The sequence below is a fragment of the Telluria sp. AIW5 genome, from assembly GCF_056680575.1.
Genome location: NZ_CM155289.1, coordinates 4081555 through 4095223, shown reverse-complemented (window position 1 = coordinate 4095223; position 13669 = coordinate 4081555). Strand labels below are relative to the sequence as shown.

9 protein-coding genes are annotated in these 13669 nt (G+C 66.3%); 7 read left to right on the top strand and 2 right to left on the bottom strand.

Features of this window, described 5'->3' with window-relative positions; all coding sequences use genetic code 11:
* The first annotated feature begins 3 nt into the window (after positions 1–3).
* From AC1MEM_RS18130 to AC1MEM_RS18105, 6 genes are all read left to right on the top strand, one after another.
* Complete coding sequence (locus AC1MEM_RS18130; protein ID WP_499472823.1) at positions 4–807, top strand: TatD family hydrolase; 804 nt, start codon at positions 4–6, stop codon at positions 805–807.
* A gap of 172 nt (positions 808–979) precedes the next feature.
* Positions 980–3751, top strand: a complete 2772-nt coding sequence (locus AC1MEM_RS18125) for a type VI secretion system Vgr family protein (protein WP_499472821.1) — start codon at positions 980–982, stop codon at positions 3749–3751.
* An 87-nt stretch (positions 3752–3838) separates the two neighbouring features.
* The gene (locus AC1MEM_RS18120; RefSeq protein WP_499472819.1) at positions 3839–5506 is read left to right on the top strand and encodes an esterase/lipase family protein; all 1668 of its coding nucleotides are present in this window, start codon (positions 3839–3841) and stop codon (positions 5504–5506) included.
* A complete protein-coding gene (locus AC1MEM_RS18115) occupies positions 5503–7230 on the top strand; it encodes a T6SS immunity protein Tli4 family protein (RefSeq protein ID WP_499472817.1) in 1728 nt (575 codons plus the stop codon). The genes AC1MEM_RS18120 and AC1MEM_RS18115 overlap by 4 nt, the downstream gene beginning before the upstream one ends.
* Complete coding sequence (locus AC1MEM_RS18110; protein ID WP_499472815.1) at positions 7227–8360, top strand: T6SS immunity protein Tli4 family protein; 1134 nt, start codon at positions 7227–7229, stop codon at positions 8358–8360. Before AC1MEM_RS18115 ends, AC1MEM_RS18110 begins: the two co-directional genes overlap by 4 nt.
* 28 nt (positions 8361–8388) lie before the next feature.
* Positions 8389–10734, top strand: a complete 2346-nt coding sequence (locus tag AC1MEM_RS18105; RefSeq protein ID WP_499472813.1) for a DNA internalization-related competence protein ComEC/Rec2 — start codon at positions 8389–8391, stop codon at positions 10732–10734.
* Here AC1MEM_RS18105 and AC1MEM_RS18100 read toward each other — a convergent pair.
* Together AC1MEM_RS18100 and AC1MEM_RS18095 are read right to left on the bottom strand one after the other, a co-directional pair.
* Positions 10731–12254 carry a sensor histidine kinase gene (locus AC1MEM_RS18100; protein WP_499472811.1) on the bottom strand — a complete coding sequence of 508 codons (1524 nt, stop codon included), beginning with the start codon at positions 12252–12254 and terminating at the stop codon, positions 10731–10733. The two genes, AC1MEM_RS18105 and AC1MEM_RS18100, sit on opposite strands and share 4 nt — an antisense overlap.
* 2 nt (positions 12255–12256) lie before the next feature.
* Positions 12257–12958 carry a response regulator gene (locus tag AC1MEM_RS18095; RefSeq protein ID WP_499472809.1) on the bottom strand — a complete coding sequence of 234 codons (702 nt, stop codon included), beginning with the start codon at positions 12956–12958 and terminating at the stop codon, positions 12257–12259.
* A 174-nt stretch (positions 12959–13132) separates the two neighbouring features.
* Here AC1MEM_RS18095 and AC1MEM_RS18090 point away from each other — a divergent pair, with 174 nt between their 5' ends.
* A complete protein-coding gene (locus AC1MEM_RS18090; RefSeq protein ID WP_499472807.1) occupies positions 13133–13663 on the top strand; it encodes a Spy/CpxP family protein refolding chaperone in 531 nt (176 codons plus the stop codon).
* Positions 13664–13669: the final 6 nt, after the last annotated feature.

Genomic DNA, 13669 nt, shown 5'->3' with positions numbered 1-13669 from the left:
GCCGTGTGGATCGACACCCACTGCCACCTGGACGCGCTCGAATTCGGCGCGTCCTCGCTCGACATAGCGCGCGCGGCCGGTGTGCAGGGCGTGTCGATGATCGTGATCCCGGCCGTAGCGCGCGATAATTTCGATATCGTCGCACGGCTTGCGCATGCGGCGCCGAACGCCAGCTATGCGCTCGGCATCCATCCGATCTACGTGCCGCAGGCGCGTGACGAAGACCTCGTCGCGTTGCGCGCCGCGGTCGAAGCCGCGATGGACGATCCGCGCTTCGTGGCCATCGGCGAGATCGGTCTCGATTTCTTCATCCCGCTCCTGTGCGAGCCCGCCATGCGCGAGAAGCAGGAACGCTTCTTTCGCGAGCAGCTGCGCATCGCGCGCGACTTCAAGCTGCCGGTGCTGACCCACGTGCGCCGCTCGCAGGACCAGGTGCTGAAACACCTGCGCCAGATACAGCCGGCGGGCGGCATCGCCCACGCCTTCAACGGCAGCGAGCAGCAGGCGGCGACCTTCATCAAGCTCGGCATGCATCTCGGGTTCGGCGGTGCCATGACCTTTACGCGCGCGCTGCAGATCCGGCGCCTGGCAGCGAACCTGCCGCTGGAGCGGATCGTGCTCGAGACCGATGCACCCGACATCTCCCCGAGCTGGATCCACCCGGGGCGCAACAGCCCGGAGCAGCTGCCGGCGATCGGCGCGGCGCTGGCCGGACTACGGAGTGCCGGCATCGATGAGGTGCGGGCCGCGGCCTGGCGCAGTTCGCTGGCCGCGATCCCGCGCCTGGCGGCGCTGCTGGCCGAATAAAACCGGCCTCGAACGGAACTATTCAGGCTGGCTGAACTCTGCTGTGTGGGCAACCAGATGACGGTCCCGGCAGTGCAAAGTTCGCCACATTCTGCTTGGACACAATGATGCTGCGCAATCGGGTATTGTCGGGTTCGTGGGACGATGGCTCTTTCGGCATGGGAGAGGGAAATTGGACAGCGCGAGTGCCTTCCTGCGGGTGCTACAGCACGAACAGTCACTGAGCACCGCGCACCGCGCGCTCCGGCTGCGCCTCGCGCATGCCGAGGGTCTCGCCGACGACGTCCTGCTGCCGCAGCAGATCGCCGGCACCGAGTCGATTTGCGGCGGCATCGAGTACCGCGTCGCCTGCGTCGCCAGCGACCCTGCGCTCCCTTTGAAAAGCTTCATCGCGCTGCCCGCCGAGATCCAGGTCGTCACCGACCGCGGCGCCTTGCGCAGCATCTGCGGCATCGTTACCGAAGCGCGTGCCGGCGACAGCGACGGCGCATTGACCACTTACCAGCTGGTGCTGCGCGATGCGCTCGCAATCATGGAAAAGCGCGTCAACAGCCGCATCTTCCGCAACCAGAACGAACTGGCGATCGTGCAGCTGCTGTTCGACGAGTGGCGCCACGCGAACGCGGTGCTGGCCGGCGCCTTCGAGTACGAAGTGGACGGGCTGCTCGACCTGGCAGCGTATCCGGCGCGCGAACAGACCATGCAGTACAACGAATCCGACGCCGCTTTCGTCCGGCGCCTGCTGCGCCGGCGCGGCATCTCCTGGTGCGTGCGGTCCGGCCGCAGCCGCGGCAGCGCGGTCGACCCCAGCCACGACCGCATCCCGGCCCACACCCTGGTCCTGTTCGCCGACGCCGCCAGGCTGCCGCAGAACAGCGCCGGCACCGTGCGCTATCACCGCGACGACGCCACCGAAGAACGCGACACCATCACCGCCTGGAACGCCGCGCGCAGCCTGCAGCCGGGCAGCGCCGCGCGCCACAGCTGGGACTACAAGAATGCCGGCGGCGAGCGCTTCATGGGGAGCAGCGTGCGCGGCGCGTTCGAGCAGGGCGGGCGCGGCAACGCGCTGGCGGCCAGCCTCGACGACTACCTGATCGAAACGCCGCACGCCGGCAACGACGTCGAGGACCATGCGCGCCTGGGCGAACTGCGCATGGCGCGCCACGCCTTCGAGGCGAAGTGCTTCCATGGCGAAGGCACGGTGCGCGACTTCTGCGCCGGGCAGTACTTCACGCTGGCCGGGCATCCCGAGATCGACATGCATCCGCAGGCCGAGCGCGAATTCCTGATCACCGAACTGCACGCCAGCGTACGCAACAACCTGCCGGGCGACATGAACGGGCGCATCGAACGCCTGCTGGAGCGCAGTGGCTGGGTGGCGCCAGCCGGCGGCGCGCCGGTCAAGGTTCGCTTTTCGGCCGTGCGGCGCGGCGTGCCCATCGTCCCCAGCTTCGACCCGCGCGTCGACCTGCCGCATCCGCAACTGCAAAGCGCGATCGTCGTCGGCCCGGCCAACGAAGAGGTGCATTGCGACAGCCTGGGCCGCGTTAAAATCCGCTTTCCCGGCATGCGCACGGTCGATCACGAACACGCGCACGGCGCCGGCGCATCCGGCTCGCCGCTCGATTCGGCCTGGGTACGGGTCGCCTCGAACTGGGCCGGCAATGGCCCCGGCAGCCACCAGCAATGCGGCACGCTCAGCCTGCCGCGCGTGGGCGGCGAAGTGCTCGTCGCCTTCCTTGGCGGTGACCCGGACAAGCCGATCGTGCTGGCCCAGCTTTTCAACGGCCAGGCCGTGCCGCCGGCGCTGAGCGCGAACGGCGAGCTGCCGGGCAACCGCTACCTGTCGGGCCTGCGCAGCCGCGAAGTGAACGGCCGGCGCGGCAGCCAGCTGCGTTTCGACGACACCCGCGGCGAAATCGGCGCCCAGCTCGCGAGCGACCACGCGGCCTCCGAACTGAACCTCGGCTGGCTGTCGCGTCCGCGCGCGAACGGCGAAGGCAAGGCGCGGGGCGAGGGCGCGGAACTGCGCAGCGAGCAGGCGGTCGCCATCCGCGGCCGGCGGGGCGTGCTGGTGACGGCCGAGGCCTCGCCGGCGGACGAAGGACAGCAGCTCTCGCGCGCCGGCCTGGTCGGCCTGGCGGAGCTGATGCAGAGCGTCGCCGACGAAATGGCGAAACTCGCCGAGCAGCACGCGGGTGATGAGCAGAGCAGCGGGCGGCTGGCGGAACTGGCCGATAAACTCAAGCGCTGGGACGAGGGCACGAACCTGGCGCCGGGTTCCAGCCCGGCCGCGCCGATCGTCGCCGTCACGGCGCCGGCCGGCATCGTGCTGGCCAGCCAGGACAACGTGGCGCTCGGCTCGGAGAAAAAGGTCGACATCGCCAGCGGCGGCGACGCGCAAATCTCGGCCGGGCGCAACGTCTTCGTGCGCGCGGCGCGCGGCATCAGCGCGTTTGCGCATGCGCTCGGGATCAAGCTGGTGGCGGCGCGCGGCAACCTGACGCTGGAGGCGCACCAGGGCGGCGTCGAGATCAAGGCCTCGAAGCGCATCAGCCTGATTTCGTCGGAGGCCATCTACATCGAGGCGCCGGTGGTGCGGGTGGTGTCGAAAGGGGCGCAGACCGATTGGGCGGACGGCACGATCGTCCAGCAAAGCGCGGGCAAGCAGGTCGTCAAGGCGGCTTCGATCGTGCACGGCGGTCCGGGTGGCGGCACGCCGGCCACGCTCGATTTCGCGAAGTCGAACATCCGCACCGACGAGCGCGTGGTGCTGCGCGACCTGCAGACGCGCGAACCGGTGCCCAACCAGCGCTACACCGCGCACCTGCAGGACGGCAGCAAGATCGACGGCATCAGCGACGAGGAGGGACGCACGTCGCTGCACCAGAGCGCCACGCTCGGTCCGGTTCGTTTCGAACTTCTTCCCTCGAACGCCTGACGCTTCGCCCTTCCCATGAGTGAAAAGACCAGGCCGTTACCGCCTCCCGTTCCCTTGCCCAACGGGGGCTGGGAACTGAATTCCTTTATGTCGTCGACCGATTACACGATTCGGGGAATGGGGCTCATTCCGCCGAATCATGTGATTCCAGTGATTGTGGTGCCCGGGATTATGGGGACCAATTTGCGGGCGAAGCGCAAGCCGCGTTCGATGAGGATCATTAACGAGAAAAACACGAAGGTCACGCCTGGGGAGCTTGTCTGGCGGCCGCCTAACGGTAAACAGGAGGGCATCAGTGCTGTATTTGAATGGCGCCGTATTTCGCCAGCAGACCGTCAGAGACTGTTCGATGGCCCGACACTGGAGGTGGACGATCTCGGCCCCGTCGCAGCGCTGGACGCCGTCCACGGCTACGAGCTGTCGGAGGCCGGCGCGCGTGAACGCGGGTGGGGTGAAGTGCATGCCGAGTCTTACGGCGAACTGTTGCACGCGCTGCAGACACGCCTGAACCAGACGTTGGGGTACGACGAAGCCAAGAAAGAGCACTTCGTCTTGCCGCACTGGAAAGATGTGATGGCCTGTGAGCCACAAAAGTGGGGCGTGCGCGAATTCGAGCCGCTGACGGAAAAACATCTCAAGAAAAACGCAAAACGATATTTTCCAGTCTACGCAGTCGGCTACAACTGGCTCGAAGATTGCGGGAAATCGTCGGAGCTGTTGGAGAATCGGATTCTCGAGATTATCGAATCCTGGACCAAGTCGAAACGGCACTGCGAACAGGTCATTCTCGTTACGCACTCGATGGGTGGACTGGTGGCACGCGCCTGCGCAAAACGCATCCCGCACAAGATCGCCGGCATTATCCACGGCGTCATGCCCGCATTCGGGGCACCGGCCGCATATCGCCGGATGGCCTGTGGTACAGAAAGTTCGAGTCCGGATAACGGCCCGCTCGCGAACGCGGAAGCCTGCGCGTTGGCATCAATTCTGGGCGAAACGACCGAGAAAACCACTGCCGTGCTGGCGACGTCGCCGGGGGCGCTCGAACTGCTGCCGAACCACCTTTATCCTGCGCCGTGGCTGCATGTCCGTGTTATGGCAAGCGATGGAAAAGCGCAGCCCTCAGGTCGTGAAGCAATAGGGCAGGCTCTCAACAACGGCCTTGCACGCGGCGACTACCTGCACCTTCCAGGCGGAAAGTTGTCGAATCCATATGATGTCTACCGCGACCTGACCCCTTGGTATCGGCTGATCAATCCGGCGTTGGCCGACCCCGCTGGGAAATATAAGAAAACACGGGACGGTGTGGAAAAGGCGATTACTGACGCAATTGACACCGCAGAGCAATTCCACCGTTCCCTTGGCGATTATTACCATCCAAACACGTACGCGTTTTACGGCGACGATCAACACAAACGGTCGTATGGTCAAGTGCGATGGGTTGCGAGGCAACAGGCAGGTTCTGCAATGGTCATCACGGCCGCCAACGTCAGCGCGGCACGTTTCATGGGGCAGACTCCTGTTGGCCAGCGCCGCGTTCGGATAGAGGGGAAGACCGACCTGGTTTTCGAACTCGAAGAGCAAGACGCCCGTGGGGACGGCACGGTTCCTCACCAGTCGGGAACGGGGCCAGGTCGAAAAGTCAGGCAGGTTTTCGCGACGCAGGGATATGACCATCAGGGATGCTACAGCAATCAGGAAATGCTGATGCTGACGCTGCGCCTGATCGTCAAGATCGTTCAGGAGACGTCGTGACGCATTGGCTCCGTAACGGGCTGGCCAAGCTGCTAGCCGGGATCGTCATCGTCGGATTAACGGGAGCCTGGGCCGTCGGCGAGGTTCGCGACAAGCGCGAGGCGGCACGTCGGGACCAACAAGAGGTGGCGCAAATGACTAGGAAAATGAAAACGGTTTGCATTGGCAGGTTCCTGATCGACATACCGGAAGAGGCACAGCTGGAGTTAACCCAGCCGCACATAGACGGGTTCGACATCTCGTCGTTTGACGAGCCGGAACCAGACTTCCAGAATCGTCTAGTCCAGCGCGAGGCGCGCCTGCGGGCCGAGCCAGACCGGCTTGGCGGAAACAAAAACCTCGAATCGGTGAGGGAAGTTAAAACGCAAAACGGCGTAGTTGGAAAAATTTTTTTACACAGCCGAAACGTAACGGAAGGCACCCGAGCAAGGGGCCTCGAGCTGGAGCGTTACCGTTATGAAGGCATTGCGGTCGAAGCCCTCGTGCATGGAGAGGGCATGAGCTTCGAACTGTCGGCAAATGATTACAATCCGGATCTCATCGAAAATTTGCCAAAGCTGATAGCTAAGCTGGTGCCGAACCCGGCCAACAAAGCGCCAACGGAGCCAGGCTTCTGTGTCCACCGCGCTTGGTTCCGTGATCCGCTAACCGCCGATCAGGGCGAAGAAATCATCAGGCACGCGCAGTTGCCAAGCCATCCGGATATTCGATTCATGGCCATTCTGGCTGCCGGAAACAAGCCGGCAACCCAAACTCTGCTTGAAAGGACAGCAGACGCGATGGCAGGATTGACACCGGACGAAAAGAAGCGCATTTCGAACTTGCGCGAAGAGCGACGAACAATTGGAGGAATCGCCGGTGATGAGGTGCTCACGCGCGTCGCGGAGCAAAATGACGCCATCGTCTACACGTTCTGGTGGGAGGTCGACGGGACGGAGGACAACGTGTTTCTTCCGCACGTCGCTTTCAAGATGTATGTCGGAAAAGGCGACAACGGCCCGGTTCCTTCGTCATTATCGCAAGAGGCCGGGATGGCCCTCTGGGACAAGATCTCGTCCAGCATTCGATTACGTCCTACCGAAATTCCCAAGCCTGTCGCGGTCGAACCGCCGCACACACCGCTCGGCACCTACGCATGGGCGGGCGAGCGCTGTCCCGAAAGCGGCTGGTGGCAGTGCGGCGACGGCGGCAACGGCATCGGCGTGCTGGGTGGGCAGCGGCAGTACATCAAGAAGGGCGAGCGCATGCCGCAGGCCTTGTTGCTGCCGCCGCAGAACCTGTGGGAAAAGCTCAGGGGAATGCAGCAGAGCTTCGAATCGAAAACCCAGACTTCCTGGAAACTGGTCGACAAGCGCAGCCGCAAGCGGGTGCCGCTGCCGCTGGCGCAGGCGACGCCGGTGGCGGCTGCCGGCTTTACCACTGGCGGTACCGGATCGCGCATCATGGAGGAGCAGCGCGTTCCGGTCGGCAGTTTTGCCGCAACCGGCGTTCCGTGTCCGGCGAGCGGCTGGTGGCATTGCGAAGACCCGCGCGCGTTGGACGGGACGCGCTGGTTCGCCCAAGGCAGCTTGCTGCCCTTGGCAACCTTCGCGCTCCCGCCTGGCGCCTTCGGCCGTTCGGCAAACGCGGCGAGGTCGATCGAGCGGCGCGGCGCGTGGCGTTTGGTGCGGCTCGCGGATGCACCGCGGCAGGCGGGCGGCGATAGCAACGGGGAGTCGACGTGAAGCGCGCGTTCTGGATGAGGGTCAGCAAGCTGGTTGCCGCCGGCGCCTTCGGCTTGGTCGCGGCCAGCTGGGCAGTCGGGCAGTTGCAGGGAAGAGAAGTCGTGCGCAGGGACCAGCAAGAGGTGGCGCGCATGACAAAGGGAATGAAAACGGTGTGCATGGGCAGGTTCCTGATTGACATGCCGGAAGAGGCGCAGCTCGAGCTCGAACAGCCTCGCATCGACGGCTTTGACATCTCGTCATTCGACGAGCCGGAAGCCGATTTTCGAAAGCGCCTTGTCCTGCGCGAAGCGCGCCTCAAGGCTGCGCCGGACCTGCTAGGCGGAAACGAGAACCTCGAATCGGTCAAGGAAGTGACGACAGACAACGGTGTCGTTGGCAAGATTTTTGTACACAGCCGCAACGTGTCGGAAGGCACCCAAATGAGGGGCCTGGAACTGGAGCGTTACCATGACGAGGGTGTTGCAATCGAGGCTCTTGTGCATGGGCAAGGAATGAGCTTTGATATTTCCGCACGTGATTACAACCCAGACCTGATTGAAAACTTGTCAAGGCTGGTCGCGAAGCTCGTCCCGAATCCGGACAGCCGAGCGCCGACGGAACCGGGCTTTTGTGTCTATCGTGCGTGGTTCCGCGATCCACTTGCCGCCGATCAGGGTGAGCAAATCATGATGCACGCCCAAGTGCCAAATCACCCAGATATCAGATTCATGCTCATCCTGGCAGCTGGAAACAAGCCAGATAAGCAAAGCCTGCTTGAAAGGAGCGCGGAAGTGGATGCGAGATTGTCGTTATCCGAGAAAACGCGCGTTAAAAACCTGCGTGCAGCACCACGCACGATCGCTGGCATTGCCGGTGATGAATTGGTCACACGGGTAGTTGAGAACAACGATGCAACCGTCTATGGATTTTGGTGGGAAGTAAATGGAACCGAACACAATGTTTTGATCCCCCACCTTTCCTTTACCATGGACATTGGCAAAGGCGATAATGGACCGGTTCCCTCGTCATTGTCGCAGGAGGCCGCCGTGACCCTGTGGGACAAAATAATCTCCAGTATCCGCTACCATCAGTCCAGCTCCGCGCAGGCCGCGCACCCATCGCCGCCCACCAGCGCCCCGGCTACCTGACGGCCGCCGGCCTTCCTCGCGGCGCCCCATGCGCTCCACCATCCTCGGCTTCGTCGCCGGCGCCGCCTTCCTGCAAACGCGCGCCGCGCTGCCCGATCCCTGGCAGATCGCAGCCTGCCTCACAGCAGCCATCGCGCTCCTGCTCGCCCTGCGCGGGCCCGTGCGTGCCACGGTCGCCGGAACACTAACCGGCTTCGCGTGGGCCGCCTTCCTCGCCCACCTCACCCTCGCACCCCAACTCGCCAAGTCCGACGAAGGCCGCGACATCGAACTGGTCGGAACGGTCGCCAAGCTCCCGCACGATTTCGGCCAGGGCGTCCGTTTCCAGTTCGCCGTCGAACACGTCCTCACCAGGCAAGCCACGGTCCCGCCGATGCTCGCCCTGTCCTGGTACCGCGCCGAAGGCGAGTCCGCAGCCATGCACCCCGGCGAGCGCTGGCGCCTGACGGTCCGCCTGCAGCGCCCCCACGGCAACGCCAACCCGTTCGGTTTCGACTACGAAGCCTGGCTGCTGGGGCAGGGCATCCGCGCCACCGGCTATGTGCGTGCGGCGCCGGACAATCGGCGCCTCGACGATTTCATCCTCACGTCCGGCCACCTGGTCGAGCGCTGCCGCGACGTCCTGCGCGCACGCATCGTCGATGCGCTGGCCGGCAAACCGTATGCCGCCGTGATCGTGGCCCTGGTCGTCGGCGACCAGCGCGGCATCGAGCAGCCGGACTGGGATGTCTTCAACCGCACGGGCGTGAGCCACCTGGTCGCCATCTCCGGCCTGCACATCACGATGGTCGCGGGGATGGCGGCGCTGGCGATGTCGCTGCTGTGGCGCCGCTCCTTCTTCACCCACGCCCAGTTGCCCCTGCTGCTGCCGGCGCAGAAGGTCGCGGCACTGAGCGGTGCCGCCGCCGCGCTGCTGTACGTGCTGCTGGCGGGCTTCGGGGTGCCGGCCCAGCGCACCCTGTACATGCTGTCGGTGGTGGCAGCGGCCTTGTGGATGGGACGCCTGACGAGCGTGTCGCACATCCTGTGCCTGGCCCTGGGACTGGTGGTGCTGCTCGACCCCTGGGCCGTGCTGTGGCCGGGCTTCTGGCTTTCGTTCGGCGCGGTGGGCGTGATCCTGTATGTGGGCCTCGGGCGCCTGCACGGCTCGGCGCAGGGCTGGCGCGCGGCATTGCGGCTGGCGGCGCGCACCCAGTACGCGGTGACCCTCGGCCTTGTGCCCCTGACCCTGCTGTTGTTCTCCCGGGTGTCGCTCGTCGGCCCGATTGCCAACGCGGTCGCGATACCTGTCGTGAGCTTCGTCGTCACGCCGCTGGCGCTCCTTGGCAGCCTGCTGCCCGCGCCCCTGGCCGGGCCAGTGCTCTGGTGCGCGCACTTCGTGCTCGAAGTGCTGGCGCGCGTCCTCGGCTGGCTGGCGACGCTGCCGCTCGCGGTGTGGAGCGCACCCGTGCCGCCGGCCTGGCTGTTCGCGCTGGCCCTGGCCGGCACCGGCTGGATGCTGGCGCCGCGCGGCTGGCCCTGTCGCTGGACCGGCGCGGTGGCCTGGCTGCCCTTGTTCCTGCTGCAGCCGGCGCAGCCGCCGGCCGGCAGCTTTGCCGTTACCGCTTTCGATGTCGGCCAGGGCATGGCGCTGCTGGTCGAAACGCACGGGCACCGGCTCCTGTACGACACCGGCCCGCAATACGCGCCCGGCCAGGATGCGGCCAGCCGCGTGATCCTGCCTTACCTGCGCGCCCGCGGCATCCGCCGCCTGGACACGCTGGTGGTGTCGCACAGCGATGTCGATCACGTGGGCGGGGCGCTGACGCTGCTCGAGGCGCTGCCGGTCGACCTGGTCAGCAGTTCGCTGGGGGAGGGGCACCGCGTCGTCGCCGCGGCGCGCATGCACACGCGCTGCGTTGCGGGACAGCGCTGGGAATGGGACGGCGTCGTCTTCGAGATGCTGCAGCCGGCGCCCGCCAGCTACGCAGCCCCCGACCTGAAGGCGAATGCACGCAGCTGCACCTTGCGCATATCGGCGCAGGGAAGGGCGGTCCTGCTCGCGGGCGATATCGAGGCGGCGCAGGAAGCGGCGCTGGTGGCCGGCAGCCTCGACAAACTGCGCGCCGACGTCCTGCTCGCGCCGCATCACGGCAGCGGCACTTCATCGACGCCGGCCTTCCTCGCGGCTGTGCAGCCATCGATCGGCGTGTTCCAGGTGGGTTACCGCAACCGTTACCGGCACCCGAAAAAAGAGGTCTTCGAGCGCTACGGCGGGCTCGATATCAAGCGCCTGCGCACCGACGAATCGGGCGCGATCGGCTTTGCATTCGGACCTGCCATCGCGGTAGAGGAATTCCGCCGCACGAACGCGCGCTATTGGTTCGAACCCTAGGCCACGCGCGGCAGCGCGATCGTCACCTGCAAGCCGCCGCCCTCGCGGTTCGTCGCGCGAATGCTGCCGCCATGCCCCTGCACCACGCGCTCGGCAATCGCCAGGCCCAGGCCATGTCCATCGACATTGTTCGTCGACGGATTCGAGCGGAAGAAGGGCTGGAAAATCGTCGGCAGGTCGCCGGGCGCGATGCCCGGGCCGCGGTCGAGCACCTCGACCTGCACGAGCTTCGCATCCGCGCGCAGCCTGAGTTCGACGATGCCACCAGCGCCGCCGTGCTTCACCGCGTTGCGCACCACGTTTTCGATCGCGCGCCACAGCAGGTCGGGCGCCCCGCGCACCGCGATCTGTGCGTCGCCCTCGATGGACACCGCGATCGCCGGCCCGTCCGCGCCCGCCTCGAAACGCGCGTCGGAGGCGATGCCGTCGACCAGTTCCGCCATGTCGACCAGCTCGACCTTCGGCAAGTCGGGATTCGCTTCCAGGCGCGACAGCGTCAGCAGCTCGCCGACGAGTTTATCCATGCGCACGCTCTCGCGCTCGATGCGCTCGAGCGAGGTGGCGATCCGGTCGGGCTGCTGGTGGGCCAGGCCGATCGCCGCCTGCAGGCGCGCCAGCGGCGAGCGCAGTTCGTGCGAGACGTCGTGCAGCAGGCGGCGCTGGCCGTCCATCAGGGCGCGCAGGCGCGCGCTCATGCGGTCGAAGTCGCGTCCCAGGTCGTTCAGTTCGTCGCCGCCCTTGCGGCTCGCGGCGAAGCGCGGCGCGAGGTCGCCGGCGGCCGCGGCCTCGAAGGCATTGCGCAGCGCGCGGATCGGGCGCGAGAAATACCAGGCGAGGAGGAAGGCGAACAGCAGGCTGACGATGACGCTGGACAGCAGCGGGATCGGTTTGCTGAACTGCCATCCTGGACCGAAAGGGCCGGGAGGGCCGTCGCCACGGCCGAAACCTGGGCCGCGCTCATGGCCCGGGCCGCCGGAGCCCGCGTGCGGCTTGCCGCGCCCGTCCTTGCGCGCGTCGAGCGCCGGGTCCGGACAGGCGTCGCCGGATGGCTGGCCTGGGCGTGGGATGGCCGGCGCGCCGGCCGGTGCCGGGCGCAACTGGCGCGGCACGAAGGCAAGCAGGCGCCGTCCATCGGGTGCGACGAGTTCGCGCACCGGCTGGAACGGACGGCCCGCCCCCAGCTCGCGTCGCGCCTGCGCCAGCATGGCCTTCGTCACTTCGCGTCCGAGCAGTTCCTGTCCGTTCGGGTCCACGACGAACACGGTGTGCCGGTTGCCTGGCTTGACGATCTCGCGCAGCGCCGGCAGCCCGCCGTATTTGAGGGCGACCGCGGCCGAATCGAGCATGAAGGCGGCTGGCGGTCCGGTCTCGATCGTGGTGACGGTATTGGTTACCCGCGCCTGTTCGCGCAGCCAGAAATAGGTGCCGATGCCGACCGCCGCCGCGACCTGGGCCAGCAGGATCGAGAGGAAGAACTTCCAGAAGAGGCGTCCCGCGGGTCTTCCGTGCGCGCGCGCCATCGTCACACGCGAATCAGCTGGTAGCCGAGACGGTACACGGTCTGCAGCGGCGAGCGGCCATCGTCGAGAAGGCCGAGCTTGTGGCGCAGGCTGGAAAGGTGGACGTCGATATTCCGGTCGAAGCGGGCCAGCGGCCGGCCCAGTCCCTGTTCGGACAGCTCGTTCTTGCTGACCGGGCGCCCGGCATGGCGCGCCAGCACTTCGAGCAGGTTGAATTCGGTGCTGGTCAGTTCGAGGCTGGCGCCATCCCAGGTGGCGCGGCGCTGCTCGGGCAGCATGGTGAGTTTGCCGACGCTGAGCACGGCGCCGGCATTGCCGTCCGGCTGGGTGTCGTGGGTGCGGCGCAGGATGGCACGCACGCGCGCGGTCAGCTCGCGCGGCGTGCAGGGCTTGGTGACGTAGTCGTCGGCGCCCAGTTCCAGGCCCAGGATGCGGTCGGCGTCGTCGCCGCGGCCGGTCAGCATCAGGACCGGAATCTTGCTGAACGCGTTGCCGGCCCCACGGATGCGGCGCAGCGTGTCGATGCCGTTCAGGGAGGGCATCATGACATCGAGCACGGCGATCGCATGGCGCCCGCTCAGGGCTTCGTGCGCGCCGTTCACGCCATCGTGGGCGCAGGACACGGTAAAACCTTCCTGCTCCAGGTATTCGGTAAACATGGCGACGAGTTCGGTGTCGTCGTCGATCAGCAGCACATTATTCATCCCGGGGATGATAGCAAAGCCGCGCGCGCGCAGGCATGGCAACGCTCAGCATTTACCGATCTTTACAAGGCTGTGCGCGAGCGCCGCACTTACGCGGTTTTACGTCCGATTTACAGCGATTTACAGGCCGGCATTCAACAATGGCGTCTTTCGAATCATCGTCCAGGAGCCAGCATGAATCCGTTTCGCATCACCGCCGCCTCATTCATCGTCGCCATCATCGCCGCCAGTCTTGCCACCGCCGCGCCCGCCATCGCCGACCCGGCGCCGCCGCAGGGCGAGTGCATGGCCGGACCGGGCTTTGACGCGGACCACGGACCAGGCGCCGGACCGGGCCCGGGCGAAGGCCGCGGCCCGGGCGGCCACGGTCCCCGCCACGCTTCAGGCCCCGGCCTGCCGTTCCTGCGCGGGATCGAGCTGAGCGAAGCCCAGGAAGACCGCCTGTTCGCCATCCTCCACGCCCAGGCGCCGCAGCTGCGCGAGCAGGGCAAGATCGAGGACAAGGCGCACGAGGCGCTGCGCGCCATGCTGGAATCGGGCGACTACAACGAAGCGGCGGCCGCCGCACACGCCAGGGCGCTGGGCCAGGCGATCGCCGCGCGCGCGCTGCTGCGCGTGCGCACCGCCGGGCAGGTGATGGCGCTGCTCACGCCTGAGCAGCGCGCCCGGCTCAAGCAGGGACGCGCACCGCGGGCATCACAATAATTAGGC

Bases quoted from the DNA above. Each gene is read 5' to 3' on its own strand.
- AC1MEM_RS18120 (WP_499472819.1), top strand. From the start codon at position 3,839: ATGTCGTCGACCGATTACACGATTCGGGGAATGGGGCTCATTCCGCCG.
- AC1MEM_RS18105 (WP_499472813.1), top strand. From the start codon at position 8,389: ATGCGCTCCACCATCCTCGGCTTCGTCGCCGGCGCCGCCTTCCTGCAA.
- AC1MEM_RS18100 (WP_499472811.1), bottom strand. From the start codon at position 12,254: ATGGCGCGCGCGCACGGAAGACCCGCGGGACGCCTCTTCTGGAAGTTC.
- AC1MEM_RS18095 (WP_499472809.1), bottom strand. From the start codon at position 12,958: ATGAATAATGTGCTGCTGATCGACGACGACACCGAACTCGTCGCCATG.
- AC1MEM_RS18090 (WP_499472807.1), top strand. From the start codon at position 13,133: ATGAATCCGTTTCGCATCACCGCCGCCTCATTCATCGTCGCCATCATC.